The 24413-nt window shown below is 70.4% G+C and carries 27 protein-coding genes and 1 pseudogene; 9 read left to right on the top strand and 19 right to left on the bottom strand.

All coding sequences use genetic code 11. From position 1 onward, the window contains the following. Positions 1 to 23 precede the first annotated feature (23 nt). From AC5WRT_RS18710 to AC5WRT_RS18730, 5 genes are all read left to right on the top strand, one after another. Entirely contained in the window at positions 24 to 1391 is a 1368-nt protein-coding gene (locus AC5WRT_RS18710) for an ABC transporter substrate-binding protein (RefSeq protein ID WP_496095991.1), read from the top strand. Next, positions 1388 to 2323 (top strand): carbohydrate ABC transporter permease, encoded by a 936-nt coding sequence (locus tag AC5WRT_RS18715; protein ID WP_496095992.1) that lies wholly within the window; start codon positions 1388 to 1390, stop codon positions 2321 to 2323. The genes AC5WRT_RS18710 and AC5WRT_RS18715 overlap by 4 nt, the downstream gene beginning before the upstream one ends. Then, positions 2320 to 3147 (top strand): carbohydrate ABC transporter permease, encoded by an 828-nt coding sequence (locus tag AC5WRT_RS18720; RefSeq protein ID WP_496095993.1) that lies wholly within the window; start codon positions 2320 to 2322, stop codon positions 3145 to 3147. Before AC5WRT_RS18715 ends, AC5WRT_RS18720 begins: the two co-directional genes overlap by 4 nt. Further along, a complete protein-coding gene (locus tag AC5WRT_RS18725; RefSeq protein ID WP_496095994.1) occupies positions 3144 to 4133 on the top strand; it encodes a zinc-dependent alcohol dehydrogenase family protein in 990 nt (329 codons plus the stop codon). Before AC5WRT_RS18720 ends, AC5WRT_RS18725 begins: the two co-directional genes overlap by 4 nt. 70 nt (positions 4134 to 4203) lie before the next feature. Then, positions 4204 to 5394 carry a TerD family protein gene (locus AC5WRT_RS18730; RefSeq protein WP_496095995.1) on the top strand — a complete coding sequence of 397 codons (1191 nt, stop codon included), beginning with the start codon at positions 4204 to 4206 and terminating at the stop codon, positions 5392 to 5394. A gap of 264 nt (positions 5395 to 5658) precedes the next feature. Here the strand turns inward: AC5WRT_RS18730 and AC5WRT_RS18735 are convergent, their stop codons facing one another. From AC5WRT_RS18735 to AC5WRT_RS18745, 3 genes and pseudogenes are all read right to left on the bottom strand, one after another. Beyond that, on the bottom strand, positions 5659 to 6225 hold the full coding sequence (locus AC5WRT_RS18735) for a TetR/AcrR family transcriptional regulator (RefSeq protein ID WP_496100422.1): 567 nt from the start codon (positions 6223 to 6225) through the stop codon (positions 5659 to 5661). Positions 6226 to 6607: 382 nt separating this feature from the next. Next, positions 6608 to 6742, bottom strand: a pseudogene (locus AC5WRT_RS18740) (alkaline phosphatase PhoX); the annotation flags it as partial. An 81-nt stretch (positions 6743 to 6823) separates the two neighbouring features. After that, a complete protein-coding gene (locus tag AC5WRT_RS18745) occupies positions 6824 to 8251 on the bottom strand; it encodes a hypothetical protein (protein WP_496095997.1) in 1428 nt (475 codons plus the stop codon). Positions 8252 to 8518: 267 nt separating this feature from the next. On the opposite strand from AC5WRT_RS18745, the gene AC5WRT_RS18750 reads away from it, so the two are divergent. After that, entirely contained in the window at positions 8519 to 10345 is a 1827-nt protein-coding gene (locus tag AC5WRT_RS18750; protein WP_496095998.1) for a DUF8508 domain-containing protein, read from the top strand. Positions 10346 to 10351: 6 nt separating this feature from the next. Here AC5WRT_RS18750 and AC5WRT_RS18755 read toward each other — a convergent pair whose 3' ends face one another. The 5 genes from AC5WRT_RS18755 to AC5WRT_RS18775 all read right to left on the bottom strand — a co-directional run bounded on the left by AC5WRT_RS18755 (position 10352) and on the right by AC5WRT_RS18775 (position 13459). Then, positions 10352 to 11089 carry an SRPBCC family protein gene (locus AC5WRT_RS18755; protein ID WP_496095999.1) on the bottom strand — a complete coding sequence of 246 codons (738 nt, stop codon included), beginning with the start codon at positions 11087 to 11089 and terminating at the stop codon, positions 10352 to 10354. Between the two features lie 14 nt (positions 11090 to 11103). After that, positions 11104 to 11712, bottom strand: a complete 609-nt coding sequence (locus tag AC5WRT_RS18760; RefSeq protein WP_496096000.1) for an ArsR/SmtB family transcription factor — start codon at positions 11710 to 11712, stop codon at positions 11104 to 11106. A 53-nt stretch (positions 11713 to 11765) separates the two neighbouring features. After that, positions 11766 to 12239 (bottom strand): DUF3618 domain-containing protein, encoded by a 474-nt coding sequence (locus tag AC5WRT_RS18765; RefSeq protein WP_496096001.1) that lies wholly within the window; start codon positions 12237 to 12239, stop codon positions 11766 to 11768. A gap of 375 nt (positions 12240 to 12614) precedes the next feature. Then, positions 12615 to 13310 (bottom strand): hypothetical protein, encoded by a 696-nt coding sequence (locus AC5WRT_RS18770; RefSeq protein ID WP_496096002.1) that lies wholly within the window; start codon positions 13308 to 13310, stop codon positions 12615 to 12617. Next, a complete protein-coding gene (locus tag AC5WRT_RS18775) occupies positions 13307 to 13459 on the bottom strand; it encodes a hypothetical protein (RefSeq protein WP_496096003.1) in 153 nt (50 codons plus the stop codon). Before AC5WRT_RS18775 ends, AC5WRT_RS18770 begins: the two co-directional genes overlap by 4 nt. Positions 13460 to 13626: 167 nt before the next feature. Between AC5WRT_RS18775 and dapA the strand changes: the two genes are divergently transcribed. Next, the gene (dapA, locus tag AC5WRT_RS18780; protein ID WP_496096004.1) at positions 13627 to 14529 is read left to right on the top strand and encodes a 4-hydroxy-tetrahydrodipicolinate synthase; all 903 of its coding nucleotides are present in this window, start codon (positions 13627 to 13629) and stop codon (positions 14527 to 14529) included. Positions 14530 to 14805: 276 nt separating this feature from the next. On the opposite strand, the gene dapD is transcribed toward dapA, so the two are convergent. The 3 genes from dapD to AC5WRT_RS18795 form a co-directional block, all read right to left on the bottom strand. Next, entirely contained in the window at positions 14806 to 15792 is a 987-nt protein-coding gene (dapD, locus tag AC5WRT_RS18785; RefSeq protein ID WP_496096005.1) for a 2,3,4,5-tetrahydropyridine-2,6-dicarboxylate N-succinyltransferase, read from the bottom strand. Positions 15793 to 15856: 64 nt separating this feature from the next. Then, a complete protein-coding gene (locus AC5WRT_RS18790) occupies positions 15857 to 16393 on the bottom strand; it encodes a TetR/AcrR family transcriptional regulator (protein WP_496096006.1) in 537 nt (178 codons plus the stop codon). Beyond that, positions 16393 to 16716, bottom strand: a complete 324-nt coding sequence (locus AC5WRT_RS18795) for a DMT family transporter (RefSeq protein WP_496096007.1) — start codon at positions 16714 to 16716, stop codon at positions 16393 to 16395. Before AC5WRT_RS18795 ends, AC5WRT_RS18790 begins: the two co-directional genes overlap by 1 nt. 263 nt (positions 16717 to 16979) lie before the next feature. On the opposite strand from AC5WRT_RS18795, the gene AC5WRT_RS18800 reads away from it, so the two are divergent. Both AC5WRT_RS18800 and AC5WRT_RS18805 read left to right on the top strand, forming a co-directional pair. Then, positions 16980 to 17279 (top strand): hypothetical protein, encoded by a 300-nt coding sequence (locus AC5WRT_RS18800; protein ID WP_496096008.1) that lies wholly within the window; start codon positions 16980 to 16982, stop codon positions 17277 to 17279. Beyond that, positions 17276 to 17635: an AbfB domain-containing protein gene (locus AC5WRT_RS18805; protein ID WP_496096009.1), complete on the top strand. Its 360-nt coding sequence runs from the start codon at positions 17276 to 17278 to the stop codon at positions 17633 to 17635. The genes AC5WRT_RS18800 and AC5WRT_RS18805 overlap by 4 nt, the downstream gene beginning before the upstream one ends. 59 nt (positions 17636 to 17694) lie before the next feature. On the opposite strand, the gene AC5WRT_RS18810 is transcribed toward AC5WRT_RS18805, so the two are convergent. Genes AC5WRT_RS18810 through AC5WRT_RS18845 form a run of 8 tightly spaced genes read right to left on the bottom strand, consistent with a single transcriptional unit; the run spans position 17695 to position 24276 of the window. Further along, positions 17695 to 18027, bottom strand: a complete 333-nt coding sequence (locus AC5WRT_RS18810; protein WP_330340760.1) for a metal-sulfur cluster assembly factor — start codon at positions 18025 to 18027, stop codon at positions 17695 to 17697. Further along, on the bottom strand, positions 18024 to 18491 hold the full coding sequence (sufU, locus tag AC5WRT_RS18815; protein WP_330340759.1) for a Fe-S cluster assembly sulfur transfer protein SufU: 468 nt from the start codon (positions 18489 to 18491) through the stop codon (positions 18024 to 18026). Before sufU ends, AC5WRT_RS18810 begins: the two co-directional genes overlap by 4 nt. A 16-nt stretch (positions 18492 to 18507) precedes the next feature. Beyond that, entirely contained in the window at positions 18508 to 19764 is a 1257-nt protein-coding gene (locus tag AC5WRT_RS18820) for a cysteine desulfurase (protein ID WP_496096010.1), read from the bottom strand. Beyond that, a complete protein-coding gene (gene sufC, locus AC5WRT_RS18825) occupies positions 19761 to 20525 on the bottom strand; it encodes a Fe-S cluster assembly ATPase SufC (protein WP_496096011.1) in 765 nt (254 codons plus the stop codon). The genes AC5WRT_RS18820 and sufC overlap by 4 nt, the downstream gene beginning before the upstream one ends. 7 nt (positions 20526 to 20532) lie before the next feature. Then, positions 20533 to 20850 (bottom strand): non-heme iron oxygenase ferredoxin subunit, encoded by a 318-nt coding sequence (locus tag AC5WRT_RS18830; protein ID WP_496096012.1) that lies wholly within the window; start codon positions 20848 to 20850, stop codon positions 20533 to 20535. Further along, complete coding sequence (gene sufD, locus AC5WRT_RS18835) at positions 20847 to 22067, bottom strand: Fe-S cluster assembly protein SufD (protein ID WP_496096013.1); 1221 nt, start codon at positions 22065 to 22067, stop codon at positions 20847 to 20849. The genes AC5WRT_RS18830 and sufD overlap by 4 nt, the downstream gene beginning before the upstream one ends. Positions 22068 to 22123: 56 nt before the next feature. After that, positions 22124 to 23545, bottom strand: a complete 1422-nt coding sequence (gene sufB / locus AC5WRT_RS18840) for a Fe-S cluster assembly protein SufB (protein ID WP_496096014.1) — start codon at positions 23543 to 23545, stop codon at positions 22124 to 22126. Then, positions 23542 to 24276 (bottom strand): helix-turn-helix transcriptional regulator, encoded by a 735-nt coding sequence (locus tag AC5WRT_RS18845; RefSeq protein WP_496096015.1) that lies wholly within the window; start codon positions 24274 to 24276, stop codon positions 23542 to 23544. The genes sufB and AC5WRT_RS18845 overlap by 4 nt, the downstream gene beginning before the upstream one ends. Between the last annotated feature and the right edge of the window lie 137 nt (positions 24277 to 24413).

Raw genomic sequence — 24413 nt, forward strand, 5'->3', positions numbered from 1 at the left:
CCCCATATCTTCAGGAGCGATCCATGCGAACCCAGAGCCGACGGAGGCCGCGAGCCACGCTCGCCATGGCCGCCGCAGGGACGCTGCTCGCCCCGCTGCTCTCCGGCTGCTGGGTCGGTGCGGGCGGGACCGGTGGTGGCGACTCCATCAACGTCCTGATGGTCAACAACCCCCAGATGACCGAGCTGCAGAAACTGACCGCCGCGCACTTCACCAAGGAGACCGGCATCAAGGTCAACTTCACGGTCCTGCCCGAGAACGACGTCCGCGACAAGATCAGCCAGGACTTCGCCAACCAGGCCGGCCAGTACGACGTGGCGACCCTGAGCAACTACGAGATACCGATCTACGCCCGCAACGGCTGGCTGCACGAGATGAACTCGTACGTCGCCAAGGACCCGTCGTACGACGAACAGGACGTCCTGGCACCCATGCGCCAGTCCCTGACCGCCTCCGACGGGAAGCTCTACGGTCAGCCCTTCTACGGCGAGTCGTCCTTCCTGATGTACCGCAAGGACGTGTTCGCGGCGAAGGGCCTCACCATGCCGGCCCACCCCACCTGGCAGCAGGTCGCCGACCTCGCGGCCAGGGTGGACGGCGCCAAACCCGGCATGAGGGGCATCTGCCTGCGCGGCCTGCCCGGCTGGGGCGAGATGATCGCGCCGCTGACCACGGTGGTGAACACCTTCGGCGGCACCTGGTTCGACAAGAACTGGAAGGCGCACCTGGATTCCCCCGAGTTCGAGAAGGCGACGAAGTTCTATGTCGACCTGGTGCGCAAGCACGGCGAGTCGGGTGCCGCCCAGTCCGGCTTCGCCGAGTGCCTCAACGACATGACCCAGGGCAAGGTCGCCATGTGGTACGACGCCACCTCGGCGGCCGGCCTTCTGGAGGCGAACGGCTCCCCCGTCAAGGGCGAGCTCGGCTACGCCCCCGCGCCCGTGGAGAAGACCCCGTCCTCCGGCTGGCTGTACACCTGGGCCTGGGGCATCCAGAAGGCCTCCCGCAACCCCGACAAGGCCTGGAAGTTCGTGTCGTGGGCGTCCGGCAAGGGCTACGAGCAACTGGTCGGCGAGACCAGCGGCTGGCCCGATGTCCCGGCGGGCAAGCGGGCGTCGACGTACAGCAACGCCGAGTACCGCAAGTCGGCCGCCGCCTTCCAGGACATGACGAAGCAGGCCATCGAGAGCGCCCGCCCGAACGACCCCGGCGTACAGCCGCGGCCCGCGCCCGGCATCCAGTTCGTCGACATCCCCGAGTTCACCGATCTCGGCACCAAGGTCTCCCAGGAGATCAGCGCGGCCGTCGCCGGACGCCAGTCCGTCGAGTCGGCCCTGAGGAAATCACAGGCGCTCGCCGAGAAGATCTCCAAGGAGTACGAGGGACGATGACCGCGACCACAGCCCCCCTTGCCGCCACACCGGTACGCGCCACGCGGCGGCCCTCCGCCCGCCTGCGCGCCTGGGCCACCCGGGCCCCCCTGATGCCCGCCCTCGTCTTCATGATCGTGGTGACCCAGCTGCCGTTCGTGGCCACGCTGGTGATCTCCTTCTTCGACTGGAACGCCCTCTATCCCAAGGCCCGCCGCTTCACCGGCCTCGACAACTACCGCCAGGTCCTCACCGACGCGGACCTGCGCCACTCGGTCTGGACGACCGTGCTGCTCACCGTCACGGTGGTGCTGGCCAGCCTGGTCCTGGGCCTCGTACTGGCACTGCTGCTCGACCGAAGGTTCCGCGGCCGGGGCATCGTCCGCACCCTGCTCATCGCGCCCTTCCTGGTCGTGCCCGTGGCCGCCGCCCTGCTCTGGAAGCATGTGCTCTACAACCCTGAATACGGTCTGCTCAATGGGTTGTTGCACTATGTCGGCGGCCCACAGCCCGACTGGATCTCCAACACGCCGCTGCTCGCGGTCGAGGCCTCCCTGGTGTGGCAGTGGACGCCGTTCATGATGCTGATCCTGCTCGCCGGACTGCAGAGCCGCGACCACGAGCAGATCGAGGCCGCGCGGGTGGACGGCGCGAACGACTGGCAGATCTTCCGCCATCTGACGCTTCCGCACCTGCGCCGCTACCTCGAACTCGGCGCCCTGCTGGGCTCGATCTACATCGTCCAGAACTTCGACGCGGTGTTCACCATCACGTCCGGCGGCCTCGGCACCGCCAACCTGCCCTACACCGTCTACCAGAGCTTCTACCAGGCTCACGAGAACGGCCTCGCCTCGGCCGCCGGCGTCCTGGTGGTCATCGGCTCGATCGTCATCGCGACCTTCGCCCTGCGCGTGGTGTCGTCCCTGTTCCGCGAGGAGGTATCGCGCGCATGAACGCCGTACTGCGCCGAGGCGGGCTGGGCCTGCTGGCCTGGCTGGTCGGGATCGTGTTCTTCCTGCCCATCGCCTGGATGGCGCTGACGTCCTTCCACTCCGAGGCGGACGCGGCCACCAACCCGCCGTCCTTCGCCGCGTCGCTCACCCTCGACGGCTACCGCGAGTTCTTCGGGTCGGGCGGCGGCGCGACTCCCTGGCCCGCGCTGGTCAACTCCACCGTGGCGTCGGTGGCGTCGACGGTCTGCGTCCTGCTGCTCGCGCTTCCGGCGGCGTACGCGCTGTCGATCCGGCGGGTGCGGAAGTGGACGGACGTCCTGTTCTTCTTCCTGTCCACGAAGATGCTGCCGGTGGTGGCCGGTCTGCTGCCGATCTATCTGTTCGCCAAGAACACCGGCATGCTCGACAACATCTGGCTCCTGGTCATCCTCTACACCTCCATGAACCTGCCGATCGCGGTGTGGATGATGCAGTCGTTCCTCGCCGAGGTCCCGGTCGCGGTGATCGAAGCGGCGCAGATCGACGGCGCCCGGCTGCCGACCGTCCTCGCGCGCGTGGTCGCCCCGATCGCCCTGCCCGGCATCGCCGCCACAGCCCTGATCTGCTTCATCTTCAGCTGGAACGAGCTGTTGTTCGCCCGAGTCCTCACGGGCGTGGTCGCCGAGACCGCCCCCGTCTTCCTGACCGGCTTCATCACCAGCCAGGGTCTGTTCCTGGCCAAGGTGTGCGCCGCGTCGCTCGTCATCTCCCTGCCGGTGCTCGCCGCGGGGTTCGCCGCCCAGGACAAGCTGGTCCAGGGCCTGTCGTTGGGAGCCGTGAAATGAAGGCCGCCGTCATCGAGTCCGTGGGCCGGGCCGTCGTCACCGAGGTGCCCGACCCGACTCCGGGACCCCGCGAGGTCGTCGTCGAGGTGGCGGCCTGCGGGCTGTGCGGCACCGATCTGCACATCCTCCAGGGCGAGTTCGCACCCAAGCTGCCGATCGTCCCCGGGCACGAGTTCGCGGGCGAGGTGGTCGGGGTCGGCAGCCAGGTCACCGAGGTGGCGGTCGGCGACCGGGTGGCCGTGGACCCCTCCCTGTACTGCTACGAATGCCGTTACTGCCGTACCGGCCACAACAACCTGTGCGAGCGCTGGGCCGCGATCGGCGTGACCACGGCGGGCGGGGCGGCACAGTACGCCGTCGCGCCGGTGGCCAACTGCGTCGAGCTGCCCGAGCACGTGCGCACCGAGGACGCGGCCCTGGTGGAGCCGCTGTCCTGCGCGGTGCGCGGCTACGACGTCCTCGGCTCCCGTCTCGGCGCCCACGTGCTGATCTACGGCTCCGGGACCATGGGGCTGATGATGCTGGAGCTGGCCAAGCGGACCGGCGCGGCGAGCGTGGACGTGGTCGACGTCAACCCGGCGCGACTGGAGACGGCCCGGCGGCTGGGCGTGTCGGCCTCGGCGGCGAACGCCGACGAACTCGACCGCCCCCAGGGCTGGGACGTGGTCGTGGACGCGACCGGGAACGCCGCGGCGATCCAGGACGGCCTGGAAAGGGTGGCGAAGGCGGGCACGTTCCTGCAGTTCGGCGTGGCCGACTACGCGACCCGGGTGACGATCGACCCGTACCGGATCTACAACCAGGAGATCACCATCACCGGTTCCATGGCGGTGCTGCACAGCTTCGAGCGGGCGGCGGAGCTGTTCGCCACCGGGGTGCTGGATCCGCAGGTGTTCATCAGCGACCGGATCCCGCTGGCCCGGTACCCGCAGGCGCTCGAGCAGTTCGCGGCGGGGGTCGGGCGCAAGATCGTGGTGGTGCCGTAGGCCGTTCGGCGGGTTTCGGCTGGTAAGGGAACGGTAAAGCGGTGTCGTTCGTTCACCCGGCATGACAGCTATGACCCCTGGCTCGAACATCCCTCTGTCGGCCGCCCGCGTCACGGTGGACGTTTCCGCGCCCGTGCGGCTCGACGTGTCGGGCCTGCTGCTCACGGCCGACGGCAAGGTGCGCTCGGACGACGACTTCATCTTCTACAACCAGCCGGCGGGACCGGGCGTGAACCACGCGTCCGGCGGCGGCTCGGCCCCCGACGCGATCACGGTCGACACCGCAGCCGTACCCCCGGACATCGAGAAGATCGTGGTCACGGCCAGCCCGGACGCGGCCGGCCAGACCTTCCAGGGCATCGAGCCGACGGCCACGATCCGCGACGCGGACGCCGGCACGGTGCTGGCCACGTTCACCCCGCCGCAGCTCGGCACCGAGACGGCGCTGATCGTGGTGGAGGTCTACCGCAGGGGCGGCGCCTGGAAGGCCCGCGCGGTCGGCCAGGGGTACGCCAACGGGCTGGCCGGCATCGCGACGGACTTCGGCGTCACCGTGGAGGAACCGGCCGCCCCGCCGGCGCCGCCCCGGCCGGTGACCCCGCCGCCGCCCGCCGTGCAGTCCCCGGTCACCCCGCCCGCCCCGCCGGTGTCCCCTCCCTCGGGACCGCCCGCTCCGGGGGCCGGGAAGATCAACCTCGACAAGGGCCGGGTCAGCCTGCGGAAGAACCAGACCGTGTCCCTGACGAAGGGCGGCCGTCCGCTGCTCGCCCAGGTCAGGATGGGGCTCGGCTGGGAGCCGGCGTTCCGTGGCGCGGACATCGACCTGGACGCCTCGGTCATCGCCTACGGCCCGCAGCGCAACCACATCGACAGCTGTTACTTCGGCAAGCTGACGATCCTGAACGGCGCGATCAGGCACTCGGGTGACAACCTCACCGGCGAGGGCGCGGGCGACGACGAGGTGATCACGGTGGATCTGGGCCGCCTCTCCCAGGACGTCACCGGTCTGGTCTTCACGGTCAACTCCTTCTCCGGTCAGAAGTTCACCGAGGTCGCCAAGGCCTACTGCCGCCTGCTGGACGCCACCACAGGCGAGGAGCTGGTCCGCTTCGACCTCACCCACGCCGAGCCCCAGACCGGCGTGCTGATGGCCAAGCTCGTCCGCCAGTACTCGGGCGAGTGGGACATGACGGCACTGGGCGACTTCGTCAAGGCCCGCACGGTGAGGAACATGGCGGAGCCTGGAGCACGGGCGCTGTAGGGCGTCGGGAGCGGGGGCTGGGGCGGGTCGTCGCGACGGTCAGGCCGGTACCGGGGAGCCGGCCCGGACCGATCCGAACGAAATCCCCTAGAGCGTGTTTCGAAAGTGGCGTCGTCCGCCCGGAGGGCCGGGTCCGCGGCGTCCGGTGCGGTGCATCGCAAGGCGGAGGATCGTCCTCGTACCGGGCGTACGTGGACGATCCCGACAACGCGGCGAGGTGCCGTGCCAGACGCCGCGGACCAGACGGGACTTTCGAAACACGCCCTAGCCCCGCAGCCCCTCCACCAGCAGGGTCAGATACCGCCGGATCTCCCGCCCCTGCCCGTTCGCGAGTTCCGACGCCGTGGCGACCCCGTGGGCGAGCCGCAGTACGTCGATCGGCTCGACGTCGGCCCGCAGCAGTCCCTCCGCCCGTGCCGCCTCGACCAGTCTCCCGGCCGCGCCCTTCACCGTGGTCCCGCACGCCGTCAGCGCGACCGAGCTGCCGTCCGTGACCGCCGAGCCCAGCAGCGCCTTCATCCCGCGCACCTGGATGGTGGCGACGCACAGCTCGTTCAGCCACTCCATCAGCGCATCGCCGGGCGGCAGTTGGTCCGCCAGCTCGTCGGCCCTCGCCCCCAGCGCCTCGATGCGGTCCACGTACGCCGCCTCCAGCAGCGCCTGCCGCGTCGGGAAGTGCCGGTAGAGCGTGCCGGAGCCGACGCCCGCCCGCTTGGCGATGTCGTCGAGTGACGCCTTCTCCCCATGCTCGGCGAAGGCTTCCGCCGCCACCTTCAGCAACCGCTCGTAGTTGCGCCGAGCGTCCGCGCGCATGGGCCTGACCTGCGTCATCGAGTAACTCCTCACAAATCGGAGACACTCTCCGCATTTTATCGAACCCTGAGGCTGTCGACCGGTTTCAAGACGGCTACCCCGGGCGGGTTCACTGTGAATGCACTTGCGATGTGACGCGATCTTGTGAGGCGGGCGGTCATGACGGATCAGTACGGTGATGGCCAAAGGCGAGCGGCCAGGCCGCACAGCAGGGCCGCCCCGCTGGAAACCGAGCCGGACATCCTCCCGGCGGCGGGGACCGACGCCGGCATCGGCCTCGGCCTGTCCGCCTTCGCCGTCCTCTCGGACGGGACGAAGATCGACAGCCCGCGTTCTGGAAGCCCTCGGACGGGCGGGACGAGCCGGACCGGGGTCCACGGCCCGCAGGCCCGGGAGAACGTCAACGTTTCTGCCGCTTCCACGGCCCGGTGCTGGCGAGCATGATGCCGGGCGTCCGGATGTTGGCGAACAGGGTCGTGCCGTCGGGCGAGAAGGTGACGCCGGTGAACTCGCTGTACTCCGGCTCCGTCTCGGAGGGCTGACCGCCCCAAGGGCGCCATCACCCGCCGCGCCCGCACCCGGCCACCACCCGGCGTACGGCCGCGCCGGACTCACCTCAGCTCCCCTGTTGCGAACGGGCCTTGAACGCGGCCTTCCGTGCCTCCTTCGCCACCTTCTTGTCCGGGTGCAGCCGCCCCATCGCCTCCAGTACGTCGGCCGTCGCCGGGTGCTCCACCCGCCACGCGGCGGAGAAGAACCCGCTGTGCTGCGCGGCCAGCCCCTCCACCAGCGCCTGGAGTTCCTCGGAGTTGCCCTCGGCGGCCAGTTGCGCGGCCACGGTGTCGATGGTCAGCCAGAACACCAGACCCTCGGACGGCGCGGGCACCCCGGCCACGCCCCGTTCGCTCAGCCAGACCCGGGCCAGGCCGCCCAGTTCCGGATCGTCCAGCACCTCCCGCAGCGCCGGCTCGGCCTCCGTGCCGATCAGGGACAGGGCCTGCTGGCAGTGCAGCCGGCGCAGCGGCGCACCCGCGTCCCCACCCCTCGCCGCCGCCAGCAACTCCCGTGCCGCGTCGAGCGGTTCCCGCCGGGCGAGCCACTGCTCGGTCTCGGCGCGCGCCGCCGCCTGGCCGAACGCGGCCGTGCCGTCGAGCAGCGCGTCCGCGCCCTTGTCGGCGAGTTCACCGACGGCCGGTGCCGCGAACCCGGCATCCAGCAGCCGGGCGCGCAGTCCGTACACCCCGAGCGGGGTGAGCCGGACCATGCCGTAGCGCGCGACGTCGGTGTCGTCCAGCGGCGCGGCCGGCTCCTCCTCCGGGTCGGCCATCAGCGCCTCGTCCACCGGCCGGTACTCCACGAGGCCGACCGGCTCCAGCATCCGGAACTGGTCGTCCAGCCGCATCATCGCGTCGGAGACCTGCTCCAGGACGTCGTCGCTGGGTTCGCCCGGGCCGTCGGGGACGATCATCGACGCGGCGAGGGCGGGCAGCGGGACCGGTCCGTCGCCGGGGCCGCCCTCACTCACCGTCAGCAGATACAGATTGCCGAGGACGCCGTCGAGGAACGCGGCCTCCCCGTCCGGATCCCAGTCGAGTGACGAGAAATCGACCTCGCCGCCCCCGTCCAGGGCCTCGACCAGATCGTCCAGATCGGGCACGGTCGCGTCGGCGACGACGGTCTCCAGCGCGGTGAGCCAGACGGAGAGCACATCGGCCGGGGAGCCGCCGGTGAGCAGTTTCAGCTCCTCTCCCGCCCGGACGGTCCCGGCCTCCTCGTCGACGATCTCGACCAGCCCGGTGTCCACGGCGACCCGCCAGGCCTCGCTGACGTACGCGGCGGCGTCGTCGCCGCCGAGGCCGAGCAGCTCGGCGGCGGCCGGAAGCTGCTCCTCGACCAGTGCGCCGCCGGCGTCGACGCGGGCGTCGGGCCCGGCCCACCGGGCGAGGCGGGCGGCCCGGGAGAGCAGCGGCGTGGACAGCGCGGCGCGGGCCAGTTCCGCTTCGGCGTGCAGCCGTACGGGCGGCAGGGGAGAGCTGTCTGACATCGGCTGGATCTCCTCGGAGCGTGAAACGGGCTCAGCCGCTCAGCCTAGACGGATTTCCACCCATGCCGCCCGGTTCATCTGCCCTTCGGCAGCCGTACATGGCCGAAACCTTGACAACTCCCGTGCGCAGGCTGGAGATTGACGCGCGTAGAAGTTGGGGGGACAACTGTTCACTCGGCATCTACGCGTGTCACGGAGGGCTACGAGCCCCACACGCACCCGTACCACCCTCGTCCCGGCGCATCGTCACGTCCCCGGAGGGATCCCTTGCCGAGCAGGTCTTCCGCGCGCCTCGCCGCGCTCACCGTCGCCGCCGTCTGCAGCGCGGCGTCCGCCGTCGCCCTCACCTCGCCCGCGCACGCCGACTCGGTGCGCATCCACGACATCCAGGGCACGACCCGAATATCGCCGTTCGCCGGGCAGAAGGTGACGGACGTACCCGGCATCGTCACGGCCACGCGCGCGTACGGCTCCTCCAGAGGTTTCTGGATCCAGGATCCGAACCCGGACGACAACCCGGCCACCAGCGAGGGCGTCTTCGTCTTCACCGGTTCCACGCCGAAGGTCGCGGTCGGCGACTCGGTGACGGTGACCGGCACGGTCTCCGAGTACGTCCCGGGCGGCGCCTCCAGCGGCAACCAGTCCCTGACGGAGATCACCAGGCCGACGGTCACCACGGTCTCCACCGGCAACCCGGTCCCGGCGCCGGTCGTGATCGACGAGAACTCGGTGCCGGACGCGTACACCCCGCAGGGCGACACCGCGGCCGGCGGCTCGATCGACAGCCTCACCCTGGACCCGTCGAGGTACGCCCTGGACTACTACGAGTCCCTGGAGGGCATGAACGTCCAGGTCGTCGACGCCCGCGTGGTCACGCCCACCGACCCCTACAGCGAGCTGTGGGTCACGGTGAAGCCGCACGAGCACGCCAACCGCCGCGGCGGCACGGTCTACGGCTCCTACGACTCCCAGAACACCGGCCGCCTCCAGATCCAGTCGTTGGGCTCGACCGCCGACTTCCCGAAGGCGAACGTCGGCGACGCCCTGGAGGGCACCACCACCGGACCGCTCGACTTCAACCAGTACGGCGGCTACACGCTCGTCGCGAGCAGGCTCGGCACGCTGAAGAGCGGCGGTCTGGAGCGCGAGACGACGCGCAAGCAGTCGGCTCGCGAGCTGGCGGTGGCGACCTACAACGTCGAGAACCTCGATCCGTCGGACAACACCTTCGCCCAGCACGCCTCCGCGATCGTGAACAACCTGCAGTCACCGGACATCGTGTCCCTGGAGGAGATCCAGGACGACAACGGCGCCACGGACGACGGGACGGTCGATGCGAGCGTCACCGTGGACAAGCTGATCGACGCGATCGTCGCGGCGGGCGGCCCGAAGTACGACTGGCGCTCGATCAACCCGGTGAACGACCAGGACGGCGGCGAGCCGGGCGGCAACATCCGCCAGGTCTTCCTTTTCAACCCGCAGCGGGTGTCCTTCGTGGACCGCGCGGGTGGTGACTCCACCACCGCGGTCGGCGTCACCAAGGAGCACGGCAAGGCCGAGCTGACGGCGTCCCCGGGCCGCATCGACCCGACGAACGCCGCCTGGAAGGACAGCCGCAAGCCGCTCGTCGGCCAGTTCGTCTTCCGCGGCAAGACCGTCTTCGTGATCGCCAACCACCTGATCTCCAAGGGCGGCGACCAGGGCCTGGCCTCCCGGTACCAGCCGCCGACGCGCAGCTCGGAGATCCAGCGCCACGCACAGGCCACCGAGGTGAACGCGTTCGTCGACGACATCCTCGAGGCCCAGAAGAACGCCGAGGTGATCGCTCTCGGCGACATGAACGACTTCGAGTTCTCCGGGACCGCGAAGATCCTCGAGGGCGGCGGCGAGCTGTGGTCGGCGATCAAGTCCCTGCCGAAGAGCGAGCGTTACACCTACGACTACCAGGGCAACGAGCAGGTCCTGGACCAGATCCTGGTCAGTCCGGCGATCCGGCGCCGCTGCGATGTGGACTACGACAGCGTGCACATCAACTCGGAGTTCAACGACCAGATCAGCGACCACGACCCACAGGTGCTGCGCTTCCGCCCGTGACCTGACTCAGGACCGGCCGAACACCCCGTTCAGCCAGTCCTGCCAGACGGCCTCGTTCGTCCTGGCGTCGGCGTCCGGCGCGAAGTCGTGGACGCTGATGCCGAGCGGGGCGCCCCAGTGACCGCGCCCGAAGAAGCGGATGAGGGCGTGGTCGGTGCGCAGCCCGACGAAGTAGCGGTTGCGGTAGTCGAGTACGGCGTCCAGGGCCTGCCCACCGGGCCCCCGGACGCTCACCTTCCCACCGGCGGCCGCGTCGTCCGCCAGGCCGAGGGCGCGCGCGACGGCGGCGAGCGCCCGCGGGGTCGCCGACGCCGCGGGCCCGTTCAGCTGGGCGAAGGCGACCGCCCGCGGCGCGAAGTGGGTGAGGTACTCGCACAAAGTGTGCAGATAGAAGTCGGTGTGCTTGCCGGCGCCGTCGTACTGGTTGTTCCAGTCGTCCGTGAAGATGCCACTGTGCACGTAGCGCACCCAGGCGCGGCGGCCCTCGTCACGGGGCTCGATGGTGTAGTCGAGCTGGTTGACCGACTGGGTGGTCATGCCCACGTTCTCGCTGCGGTTGGTGTAGCGGTGCGGCGGGTCCCAGGCGGTGACGGTGGACCCGAAGGGCCCCCTGCCGCCCTCCCGGGGCTCGGGCGGATCCATGGGCCACAGATAGCCGCCGGTGCCGGTGGTGACGGCCTCCCACACCTTCTCGGGCGGGACGTCCACCTCGAACTCGCGGACGATCTCGAATTCCTCGGGCATGTCGGGACTCCTGCTCACTGATCCGGTGCGGGGACCGGCTGTTCCCTGACCGTGGGATGCAGGGCGACCACGATGCGGTGGTCACGGCCGCCCTCGGCGTCCGGGGCGTCGTACTTGCGGATCAGCGCGCTCACGCCCGCCGTCAGCTCCTGCACGAAGGCCGCCCGGTCGGCGGCGGACGCGAAGCGGACCTGCCCGTCCAGGGCGTAGGTGGCCAGCGCCTTCCTGGCCCGGGCGGCGCCGTTGATCAGCGTGCCGACGTCCCGCACCAGACGGGCGCCCAGCGCGAGCAGCCACCGCGCGGACAACTGGTCGCGAAAGCGGTCCGGATCCGGCTGCACGCCCGGCAGGGCGGCGGGCGAGATGACGTACGACGCGGCGGTCGCGCGCATGAGCCGCTCGGTGACATTGCCCTTGCGGCGCTCCCCGGCCAGCTCGACCAGGCCGTGCCGCTCCAGCGCCTTGAGGTGGTAGTTCACCTTCTGCCGGGGCAGTCCGACCTTGCCGGCCAGCATGGTCGCCGAGGCGGGCTCGACGGCGAGTTCGGCGAGCAGCCGGGCCCGGATGGGGTCCAGCGACACGGCCGCCGCCTCGGGGTCCTCGATCACGGTCACGTCCAGCATGGCCCCACCCTCCCACCGAAAACTTTTCTTGTCCACGGTGGGGGACACCGGGGTCAGCGGGCGCTGCGCCTCATCCGTGCGACACCCGCCGCGACCACCGTCGCGACGCCCGCCGCGCCCGCGATCACCGCCGGTCGCCGCAGCCGCCCGAGGATCCGCAGGGCCCTGGCCTGAAGAGCGTGCCCGACGCCTGCGGTCCTGCCCTGTGCCGCGTGCCCGGCCTGCCCGGCCCGCCCCTGCACGACATGCTGCACGTTCGCGACCCGGCCCTGCACGGCATGACCGGCGTGCGCGGCCCTGCCCTGCACGGCGTGGCCGGCCTGGGCGGCGCTGACACGCAGCTGCACGGTCATGGCGCCGGCCTTGTCCCGCAGGTCGGCGGCCCGCACCCGGGCCCGCCCCTTCATGTCGGCCTTGCCGACCAAGTGGGCCACCGTGTCACCGAGTTGGTGCCTGGTGTGCTCGATCTGCTGCCGCAGCTCGTCGGGTCCCTTGGCGCCCGAACGGTGCGCAATCCTGTGCTTCATCGGTGTGCCCTTTCCCTGATCGCGTCGACGTGCCCGGCGGCTGCCGAGCCCCGGGGCGGCTCTGAGCGTGTCGCCCCCGAGGCCGCGTACGGAGGGGGGACGTGCCCGGTGGTGTCCGCCCGCGGCGGCGAGCGAGCACACCGGGTGCCCCACAGCGGGCAGCCCGTCGGACCGAGGGCGGACACCGTCCGGCGCGCCGCCGACTCACAGACCACCGTAGGCGCGATCCCGGCGACGGCGCACCCGCACGGGCCGCCGCAGGCATGAACCCGCGCACCGCACGACGCGCCCGCAGGGACCCACGCCCCACGCGGAACGACGCACCGCACAGGCCGCCCTGGGCTGCGGGTACCCGGACAACCGGCCGTTAGACCGTCAGCCCCGCCCCGATCCCCCGCCCCCACGCTCCCCGAGCCGAGCGAGTTGGCTCTGGAACCAGTCGAGGCGAGCCTGCAACAACGCGGCCTCGGCGACCAGTTCGGGCACGCCGAGCTCCGGCCCCGCCGCCGACTCGGCGGTGGGAACCCCCGTACCCGCACCGCGCGCGACCACCCGCAGTCCCTCCCCGGCCAGCCGGGCGAACCCGGCGAGCGAGACGGACGTACGCCCGCGCACGCAGCCGGCGCACACCGGGGCGAGCGCCCGCCAGCCGGGTCTGCCCCACCCGGCGTCGGCGAGCGCGACAGCGGTACCGCCACAGGCGCACGGCCCTACGACGGCCGTACGCACCCGCTGCCGGGCGTACCGGAACCCGCGCTCGAAGCGGATGTAGGCGCCGAGCACGGAGACCTCCAGCAGCAGGGCCGTACGGTGCTCGGTGGTGCACAGCATGGCCTCGGCGGCGGCGCGGTCGTGGACGCAGTGGAATCCGCAGCCGCACAGCCGGGCCGGCGGCCGGTGCCGGCGCCCGTAGACACAGGCGGCTTCGTCGAGAACGCCGTACGGCAGCGCGCCGCCGAGCGACACTCCGGTGAACCCGGCCCGGGTGCCGTCCTGGGACAGCACCGGGTGGGCGATCTTGTATCCGGTCGGCGGCTCCGTCGGGCGTTCCGCCGGGAGCCGCAGTCTCATCGGGCGGCCGGAACCTCTTCGCGGGCCGGCTCGGCCGTTTCGGCGCGGGTGACGTCCTCGGGAAGCGATACCCGCTCCTCACGGACGGCCTCTTCGCCGCGCGGCCGCTCCTCGGCGGCTCCGGTGGCCAGTGCCTTGCCGAGCTTCATGGTGCCTCCCATGACGGACGTCGGTGACCCTCCGGCCATAGTGACCCATGAAGGGCCGACTTGGACACAGGGCCTTCGGACGTCGACCGAACCGCTCAGCAGTGCTTAGCGGTACAGGAAAGAAAAATTAAGTAGAGCTTCACCAATGACTCGCCGAGACTACACCCATGACAACCACAGCCACCACCGCCCGCCCCTTCGGCCGCACCCTGTGCGCGATGGTCACGCCGTTCACCGGGGAGGGCTCCCTGGACCTGGAGGGCGCCCGCGAACTGGCCGCGTGGCTGGTGGCCGGGGGCTGTGACGGCCTGGTGCTGAACGGCACCACGGGCGAGTCGCCCACGACCACGGACGCGGAGAAGACGGAACTGGTCGCGGCCGTCCGCGAGGCCGTCGGCGCCGGTGCGTCCCTGGTGGCAGGCGTGGGCACCGCCGACACCCGGCACACCGTCGAGCTGGCCCGCGCTGCCGAGGAGGCGGGCGCGGACGGGGTGCTGGTGGTGACGCCGTACTACAGCAGGCCACCGCAGGAAGCGGTGGAGGCACACTTCCGTCAGGTCGCCGACGCGAGCGCGCTGCCCGTGATGCTGTACGACATCCCGGGCCGTACCGGCACCCGGATCGAGCCACGGACGATGATCCGCCTCGCCGAGCACCCGCGGATCGTGGCGGTCAAGGACTGCTCCTACGACTTCCTGGGCAGCCAGAAGGTGCTGGCGCGCACGGATCTCGCGTACTACGCGGGCTGCGACGAACACGTGCTCGCGCTGTACGCGGTCGGTGCCGCGGGCTGCGTCAGCACGGTCGCCAACGCCGTGCCGGGCCGGATCGCCGCGATCCTCGACGCCTTCGACACCGGCGACACCGCACGGGCGGCCCGACTCCAGTTGCGGGCTACGCCGTTGATCGAGGCGATGACGGGCGCGGGCCTGCCCGGCACGGTCACCGCCAAGGCACTGCTCACCGGCCTCGGCCTGCCCGCGGGCCCGGTACGCGCCCCCCTGCTGCCCGCCGACCGCGAGACGGCCCACGGGCTGCTGACCCGGTACCAGGAACTCACGACCGCCTGACCGGCGACCGTTCTCCTGCGCTTCGGCATCCATCGTCACCATCTCTTTCCCCCGGGCCCCCCTGTCTTGGCCCCCGCACCCCTCCCGACGCCCGCGGCCCCCGCCGGCTGTACCTCGCCTGCGAAAGGGAATCCGGGCGGCCTGCCACCCGCCCTGCCGTACGGTGGCTCCGTGAGCCGCCTGCGGCCGAGGCCGCGTCAACGGAGTTCGGGAGGCCGGTGGGTACAGGACGGCGCCCCCGGCCGTGAGGCGGAGGGCGCCGTGGGTGGTGGTGGGTCAGTTGTGGCTGTGGAGGATGTCGTTCAGGCCGCCCCAGACCGCGTTGTTCGGACGGGCCTCGACCGTGCCGGTGACCGAGTTGCGGCGGAAGAGGATGTTGGAGGCGCCGTTCAGCTCGCGGGCCTTGACGATCTGGCCGTCGGGCATGGTGATCCGGGTGCCGGCGGTGATGTAGAGGCCGGCCTCGACCACGCACTCGTCCCCGAGCGCGATGCCGACGCCCGCCTCGGCTCCGATCAGGCAGCGCTCACCGATGGAGATGATCACGTTGCCGCCGCCGGACAGGGTGCCCATGGTGGAGGCACCGCCGCCGATGTCGGAGCCGTTGCCCACCACGACGCCCGCGGAGATCCGGCCCTCGACCATGGAGGTGCCGAGCGTGCCGGCGTTGAAGTTGACGAAGCCCTCGTGCATGACCGTGGTGCCCTCGGCAAGGTGCGCGCCGAGGCGGACCCGGTCGGCGTCGGCGATCCGGACGCCCTTGGGGACGACGTAGTCGGTCATACGCGGGAACTTGTCGATCGAGGTGACCTGGAGGTGCTGGCCCTCCGCGCGGGCGTTCAGCCGCACCTTCTCGACGTCGTCCACGGCGACCGGACCGAGCGAGGTCCAGGCGACGTTGGCGAGGTGGCCGAAGATGCCGTCCAGGCTCTGGCCGTGCGGCTTGACCAGGCGGTGCGAGAGCAGGTGCAGGCGCAGGTAGACGTCGTGGGCGTCGATCGGCTTCTCGTCCAGCGAGGCGATGACCGTACGGACCGCGACCACCTCGACGCCCCGGCGGGCGTCCGGGCCGGTCGCCGCGGTCGCGCCGCCCCCCAGCAGCTCGGCCGCCTGCTCGGCGGTGAGCCGCTCGGTGCCGGCCGGGCCCGGCTCCTCGACCAGCTCGGGGGCCGGGAACCAGGTGTCGAGAACGGTGCCGTCGGAGGCGATGGTGGCGAGGCCGGCGGCGACGGCGCCGGTGGTGCGGGTAGCAGACTCGGTCATGGGAGAAAACTTAACGTGGCCGGGCTGGTCGGGGCGAACTGCGTCTCACGTGCCGGGCGCCGCTTCAGGGGATCAGCCGAGCCAGCACCTCACGCGCGCGCTTCTCGTCGTACGAACCGCCCGTGAGCAGCACCTCCAGACAGATTCCGTCCATCAGGGCCACCAGCGCCCGCGCCGTCACCTCGTCCACCCGCGCGGCCAGCCGACGGGCCGTCTCCTGCGCCCACTGGGCGGCGACCGGGCGCAGCGCCGGGCGGCGCAGCGCCGCGAGGTACAGCTCGTACTCCAACTCCACGCCCGGCCGGTCGCGGCCCAGCCACTCGCCGAGGACCCGGGCGAGGCCGGCCGCGAGGTCGTCGCCGCCGTCCGCGAGGACGCCGCTCGCGTCGAGCACGCGCGCGAACCCCTCGTTGGCCTGGCACAGGGCGGCCACCAGCAGGTCGTCCAAGGTGGCGAAGTGGTACGTGGTGGAGCCGAGCGGGACGTCGGCCTCCGCGGCGACCGTACGGTGGCTGAGTCCGGCGATGCCGTCGCGGGCGGCCACCCGGAGGGCCGCGTCGATGATCCGCTGCCGACGCTCGGGGTCGTAGCGCCGCCCCATCAGTGACTCGCCCCGCCGACGTTCAGCACGACCACTCCGCCGATGATCAGCAGGATCCCCCCGACCTTGGCGACGCTCAGCCCCTCCCCGAAGAGCAGCAGACCGAGCAGAGCGATGGCCGCGGTGCCGACGCCGGACCAGATCGCGTACGCCGTGCCGATCTGGACGGTCTTCAGCGTCTGGGCCAGGAGTGCGAAGGAGACGAGGTAGCCCAGAGCCGTCACGAGCGAGGGCCAGAACCGGCTGAACCCCTCGCTGTACTTCATCGCCGTCGTCGCGGCGACCTCGGCGGCTATGGCGCCGGCGAGCGTCAGGTATCCCATGTGTACGAGCGTACACACCGTTGCGTACGGTCGTACACACAGGCCGCGCACATCCGCCCGACACGGGGCGATCCCACTTTCACGGAAGCCGCTCACCCGGCCCGCTCCGGTCCCTGCCGTGCGGGCCCGTGCCCGACCACACCCCCAACCGACGGGAGACCGGCTGAAGCACCGGCACCTCCCGGCCGCCCGGCACCCGAGGACTCCGGCCGGCCGGTGCGCCGGCGCTCGCGGTCGTCGCGGCCCGTGTCACGGCCTTGGCCATGGACGGCGAGCCCCCGCGCACCGGCACCCCACAGGCGGCCGGCGCCCCCACGGACGACGGCCCCGGCCTGCTCTCCTTCGCCTCGCCCCCGGCCCGTACGCCCGCGCCCGCGCCGGACGACAACCACAGACCCACGACCGCATCCCCCTCCGCCGCCGCGCACCCGCCCTCCGGCACGCCGGGCCCCGCCAAGTACCCTTCGAAACCTGCGAGTTCACCCGAAGCCGCGCAGAACCACCGGTCCGTCCGCTCCGTCAACCACTCCGCCGCCACTGGCACATCAGCGGTCACCACGTGAGGCTCGACCGGGTCACCTCACCGGAAGCGCGCCGGTCCGCCACCTTCACGGTCGGGAACGGCCTTGCCGACGGCCGCTGTCACGCCTTCGTCACCGCCACGGGCGGCTACCTGCGCCACCGCGACTTCCTGCTGCGCGCGGAACGTGACGACAACACCCTTCCGTTCCGCCAGGACGCGACGTTCTGCCCCCGCCGGTCGTCCGTCGGCGGAGCGACCATGCCGGAGTCGGTCGACCACCCGGGCCGCTTCCTGCGCCACCAGAACTCGAACTCCCAGCTGGGGCCGGACCCGCACCAGGACACCGGCCTGTACCGCGAGGACTCGGCGTTCCTGCAGGTGGACGGGCTGGGCTGAGCACACGAAAGGGACCGCGGCCGGGTGCCGCGGTCCCTCTCAGTCGCCAGGTCCTGTCGTCAGACGTTGAACCCGAGCGCCCGAAGCTGCTCGCGGCCGTCATCCGTGATCTTGTCCGGGCCCCACGGCGGCATCCAGACCCAGTTGATGCGGAGTTCGTTGACGAGGCCGTCCGTGGCGGACTTGGCCTGGTCCTCGATGACGTCCGTCAGCGGGCAGGCCGCCGAGGTCAGGGTCATGTCGACCGTGGCCACATTCGAGTCGTCGATGTGGATGCCGTAGATCAGCCCGAGGTTGACGACGTCGATGCCCAGTTCGGGGTCGACCACGTCCATCAGGGCCTCGCGGAGTTCCTCCTCGGAGACCGGCTTCATCTCAGCGGTGTCGCTCATGCCGTCTTCCTTTCGGCGTCGGCGCCACCCAGCGCCTGGGCCGTCGCGTCCTTCCACGCCATCCAGCTCAGGAGGGCGCACTTGACCCGCGCGGGGTACTTGGAGACGCCGGCGAACGCGACCGCGTCCTCCAGGATGTCCTCCATCGCGTCGTCGGGCTCGATCCTGCCCTTGGACTGCATCAGCTCCAGGAAGGTCTCCTGGATCTTCTGTGCGTCGGCCAGGTCCTTGCCGACCAGCAGCTCGTTCAGTACGGAGGCGGAGGCCTGGCTGATGGAGCAGCCCTGGCCCTCGTAGCTGACGTCCGCGATCTGCGTGCCGTCGTACTTCACACGGAGGGTGATCTCGTCGCCGCACGTCGGGTTCACATGGTGCACCTCGGCGTCGCCATCCCGCAGACCACGCCCGTGCGGGTTCTTGTAGTGGTCCAGGATGACTTCCTGGTACATCGAATCCAGCTTCACGGTGTCGACACGCCTCTCAGCCGAAGAAGTTCCGTACGTGCTCCAGGCCGTCGACCAGAGCGTCGATCTCGGCCGGCGTGGAGTACAGATAGAACGACGCTCGCGTGGTCGCAGGAATTCCGTAGCGGAGGCAGACGGGCCGCGCGCAGTGATGGCCGACGCGGACCGCGATGCCCTGCTCGTCGAGGACCTGGCCCACGTCGTGCGGGTGGATGTCACCCAGCGTGAAGGAGATCGCGGCGCCCCGGTCCTCGGCCGTCGTCGGGCCGATGATCCTCAGGTCCGGGACCTTCTGCAGCCGCTGCACCGCGTACTCGGTGAGCGCGTGCTCATGGGCGAGGATCTTCTCCATGCCGATCGACTGGAGGTAGTCGATCGCAGCGCCGAGACCGACCGCCTGCGCGATGGGGGGCGTGCCCGCCTCGAACTTGTGCGGTGCCGGGGCGTACGTCGAGGAGTGCATGGACACCGTCTCGATCATCTCGCCGCCACCGAGGAACGGAGGCAGGTCCTCCAGCAGCTCCTGGCGGCCCCACAGGACGCCGATGCCGGTCGGACCGCACATCTTGTGGCCGGTGAAGGCGACGAAGTCGGCCTGCAGGGCCTGCACGTCCAGTGGCATGTGCGGGGCGGCCTGGGAGGCGTCGATGCACACCAGCGCGCCGACCTCCTGCGCGCGGCGCACGATCGCCTCGACCGGGTTGACCGTGCCGAGGATGTTCGACACCAGCACGAAGGAGACGATCTTCGTCTTCTCCGTGATGATCTCGTCGATGTTCGACAGGTCGAGCCGGCCGTCGTCGGTGAGGCCGAACCACTTCAGCTTCGCGCCCGTGCGCTGCGCGAGCAGCTGCCAGGGCACGATGTTGGAGTGGTGCTCCATCTCCGTGATGACGATCTCGGTCTCGTGGTCCACCCGATAGGGCTCGTCGGCCCAGCCCAGCATGTTCGCCACGAGGTTCAGCGACTCGGAGGCGTTCTTGGTGAAGATCACCTCGTCGCGGCTGGGCGCGTTGACGAACGCGGCCACCTTGTCGCGCGCGCCCTCGTACAGCGCCGTGGCCTCCTCGGCGAGCACATGCACACCGCGGTGGACGTTGGCGTTGTAGCGCTCGTAGTACTCGCTCAGGGCGTCCAGCACCTGGCGCGGTTTCTGCGAGGTCGCCGCGTTGTCCAGGTACACGAGCTTCCTGTCGTCGTGGACCAGCCGGTCCAGGACGGGGAAGTCCTTGCGGATCGCCTCGGTGTCGAGGAGGCCCGGCAGCTGTGTCACTCGGATGCGCCACCCTTCGTGTAAGCCTCGTAGCCCTCGTTCTCCAGCTTGTCCGCGAGCTCCGGGCCGCCGGACTCGACGATGCGGCCGCCGGCGAACACGTGGACGTGGTCGGGCTTGATATAGCGCAGGATGCGCGTGTAGTGCGTGATCAGCAGGGTGCCGACCTCGCCGGTCTCGCGGACGCGGTTGACGCCCTCGGAGACGATGCGGAGCGCGTCGACGTCCAGGCCGGAGTCGGTCTCGTCCAGGATCGCGATCTTCGGCTTGAGCAGCTCGAGCTGCAGGATCTCGTGGCGCTTCTTCTCGCCGCCGGAGAAGCCCTCGTTGACGTTGCGCTCGGCGAAGGACGGGTCCATGTTGAGGCGCTCCATGGCCTCCTTGACCTCCTTCACCCAGGTGCGCAGCTTCGGCGCCTCGCCGCGGACGGCGGTGGCGGAGGTGCGCAGGAAGTTGGAGACCGAGACGCCGGGGACCTCGACCGGGTACTGCATCGCCAGGAACAGACCGGCACGGGCCCGCTCGTCGACGGACATCTCCAGGACGTCCTCGCCGTCGAGGGTGACGGTGCCGCTGGTGATCGTGTACTTCGGGTGACCCGCGAGGGAGTAGGCGAGGGTCGACTTGCCGGAGCCGTTCGGGCCCATGATGGCGTGCGTCTCGCCCTGCTTCACGGTGAGGTCGACGCCCTTGAGGATCTCCTTCGTGGCGTTGTCGGCCTCGACGGTGACGTGCAGGTCTCGAATTTCAAGCGTTGCCATGGGTGCCTCAGGACTCCTGGGTGAGGGAGACGAGAACGTCGTCCCCTTCGATCTTGACGGGGTATACGGGGACGGGGCGCGTCGCCGGAAGACTGTCCGGCTTGCCGGAACGGAGGTCGAAGCGCGAGCCGTGCAGCCAGCACTCGATGTGGCAGTCGTCGACCTCGCCCTCCGCTAGCGAGACGTTCGCATGGGAGCAGATGTCGTGGACGGCGAACACCTCGCCGTCGGTCTTCACGACCGAGATGGGCGTGCCGTCGATCTCCACCCGCTTCGGGGTGTCCTCCTCCAGCTCGCTCAGCCCGCAGACGCGTACGAAGCTCATGCGACCGAAGCCTCCAGCTCCTCCTCGATCCTGGCGAGCAGGCGCTCCTCGATGTCGGCGACACCGATCTGCTGGACCAGCTCGGCGAAGAAGCCGCGGACCACCAGGCGGCGGGCCTCGTACTCCGGGATGCCGCGGGCCATCAGGTAGAAGAGCTGTTCGTCGTCGAAGCGGCCGGTGGCGGAGGCGTGGCCGGCGCCGACGATCTCACCGGTCTCGATCTCCAGGTTCGGCACCGAGTCGACGCGCGCGCCGTCCGTGAGGACCAGGTTGCGGTTCATCTCGTAGGTGTCCGTGCCCTCGGCCTCGGCCTCGATGAGCACGTCGCCGATCCAGACCGCGTGCGCGTCGTCGCCCTGGAGCGCGCCCTTGTAGACGACGTTCGACTTGCAGTGCGGGGTGTTGTGGGTGACCAGCAGGCGGTGTTCCTGGTGCTGCCCGGCGTCGGTGAAGTACAGGCCGAACAGCTCGGCCTCGCCGCCGGCGCCGGCGTACGTCACGCGCGGGTGCAGACGGACCACGTCACCGCCGAAGGTGACGACGGCCGACTTGAAGGAGGCGTCCCGGCCGACCAGCGCGTTGTGCTGGGCGACGTGGACGGCCTTGTCGTCCCAGTCCTGGACGGAGACGACGGTGAGCTTGGCGCCGTCGCCCAGGAGGTAGTCCACGTTGGCGGCGAGCACGGCGTCACCGGTGTGGTCGATGACGACGACGGCCTCGGCGAAGGCGCCCAGCTCGATCACCTGGTGGCCGAAGGCGACGCCGCCCTCGCCGTGCACGGCGATCCGGATGGGCTCGGTGAGCACCGTCTCCTTGGGGACGGTGACCACGCCGGCCTTCTCGAACGCCGAGTACGCCTGGGCGGCGACCCGGTCCACCGGGGTGCCCGCCCTGCCGAGCCGCGCGTCGTCGCGGTCCACGGTCTCGACGACGACGCCCTCCGGGGCCTGGACGGTGACCTTCACGCCCCCGCCGTTCGCAACGGCCGTGCCGTCGTGCAGCCCGCGCAGGCGCTCCAGCGGGGTGAACCGCCACTCCTCCTCCCGGCCGTGCGGGACCGGGAAGTCCGCCACGTCGAAGGACGGGGGCGCGCTCATGCGCGAGACGACGGTCGACTCCGCGGCGACCGCGATCGAGCCCGCGGTGGTGGATCCCACGGGCAGGGGTCCCCCCGCCCGAGCGGATTCGAGGGTGGGGGAGTTCTGGGCCTCAGCCATGGCTGTCGTAGTGCTCTCTTTCCTGAGTGGGACGTCTGCTGGTGACGGGGCGGGCGTCAGCCGACCGCGCCCTCCATCTGCAGCTCGATCAGCCGGTTGAGCTCCAGCGCGTACTCCATGGGCAGCTCCTTGGCGATGGGCTCGACGAAGCCGCGCACGATCATCGCCATGGCCTCGTCCTCGGAGAGGCCGCGGCTCATCAGGTAGAAGAGCTGGTCCTCGGAGACCTTGGAGACGGTGGCCTCGTGGCCCATGGACACGTCGTCCTCGCGGACGTCGACGTACGGGTACGTGTCCGAGCGGGAGACGGTGTCGACCAGCAACGCGTCGCACAGTACGTTCGACTTGGAGCCGGCGGCGCCCTCGCCGATCTCGATCAGACCTCGGTAGGAGGTCCGGCCGCCACCGCGCGCGACCGACTTCGACACGATGTTGGACGAGGTGTTCGGCGCCATGTGCACCATCTTGGCGCCGGCGTCCTGGTGCTGGCCCTCGCCCGCGAAGGCGATGGAGAGGGTCTCGCCCTTGGCGTGCTCGCCCATCAGGTAGACGGCCGGGTACTTCATCGTCACCTTGGAGCCGATGTTGCCGTCGACCCACTCCATGGTCGCGCCCTCGTAGGCGACGGCGCGCTTGGTGACCAGGTTGTAGACGTTGTTCGACCAGTTCTGGATGGTCGTGTAACGGCAGCGGGCGTTCTTCTTGACGATGATCTCGACGACCGCGGAGTGCAGCGAGTCCGACTTGTAGATCGGGGCGGTGCAGCCCTCGACGTAGTGCACGTAGGCACCCTCGTCGACGATGATCAGGGTCCGCTCGAACTGGCCCATGTTCTCCGTGTTGATGCGGAAGTAGGCCTGGAGCGGGATCTCGACGTGCACGCCCGGCGGCACGTAGATGAAGGAGCCACCGGACCACACGGCGGTGTTCAGGGCCGCGAACTTGTTGTCACCGGCGGGGATGACGGTCCCGAAGTACTCCTTGAAGAGCTCCGGGTGCTCCTTCAGCGCGGTGTCGGTGTCGAGGAAGACGACGCCCTGCTCCTCCAGGTCCTCCCGGATCTGGTGGTAGACGACCTCGGACTCGTACTGGGCGGCGACACCGGCGACGAGGCGCTGCTTCTCGGCCTCCGGGATGCCCAGCTTGTCGTAGGTGTTCTTGATGTCCTCGGGCAGGTCCTCCCAGGACTCCGCCTGCTTCTCCGTGGAGCGCACGAAGTACTTGATGTTGTCGAAGTCGATGCCCGAGAGGTCGGAGCCCCAGTTCGGCATCGGCTTCTTCTCGAAGAGCTTCAGGCCCTTCAGACGCAGCTTGGTCATCCACTCCGGCTCCGACTTCTTGCCGGAGATGTCGCGGACGACCTCCTCGCTCAGGCCACGCCTGGCGGAGGCACCGGCCACGTCGGAGTCGGCCCAGCCGTATTCGTACTTGCCCAGGCCCTCGAGCTCAGGGTGGGCAGTCTCCGTGGGGAGAGTCATGCGGGGTTCCTCCCGGCCGTGCTTGCAGGTGCGTCAGTGGATGTCTTGGGGATGAACGTCGTGCAGACGCCGTCGCCGTGCGCGATGGTCGCCAGTCGCTGGACGTGGGTACCCAGCAGCTCGGCGAAGATCTCCGTCTCCGCCTCGCACAGCTGCGGGAACTGCTCCGCGACGTGAGCGACCGGGCAGTGGTGCTGGCACAGCTGCTCGCCGACCGGTGCGCTGCGCGCCGTAGCAGCGTACCCGTCCGCACTCAAGGCCTTGGCCAGCGCTTCGGCCCGCTCGTCCGGGCCGGCCGCCTCGATCGCCTTGCGGTAGGCGCTCGCCTGGGCCGCGATCCGGGCGCGGGCGAAGGCGGCGACCGCCTCGGGTCCGCCGCCCTGCTCCGCGATCCAGCGGAGCGCGTCCGCGGCGAGCTTGTCGTAGGACTGGTCGAAGGCGTCCCGGCCGCAGTCGGTGAGCGCGAAGACCTTGGCGGGACGACCGCGTGTGCGCGTGCCGTACACACGCTGTTCGCGCGCCTCCACCACGTTCTCCGTGGCGAGCGCGTCCAGGTGGCGCCGGACGGCTGCCTGGGTCAGTCCCAGCCGGCCGGCGAGTTCGGCGACGGTCGACGGGCCGTGATCCAGGATGGAGCGCGCGACACGGTTGCGCGTGGAGCGCTCACCGGTCGCGAACTCTTCCTGCGGGGCCCCCAGGGGGGTCTCCCGAGCCTCGTCGACGTTTTTCACAACGCCATTGTTGCGTAATTCCCGAGAGCCTGACAAGCGGCGTCCGGATCACCGAGCGGTGCCCTGCATCACTTAGGCATACCTAATCCGACCTGCGGAAACGATCTTTGATCGATCATCCTTCCGATAACCAGGTG

This window comes from Streptomyces sp. NTD91, from assembly GCF_059510455.1.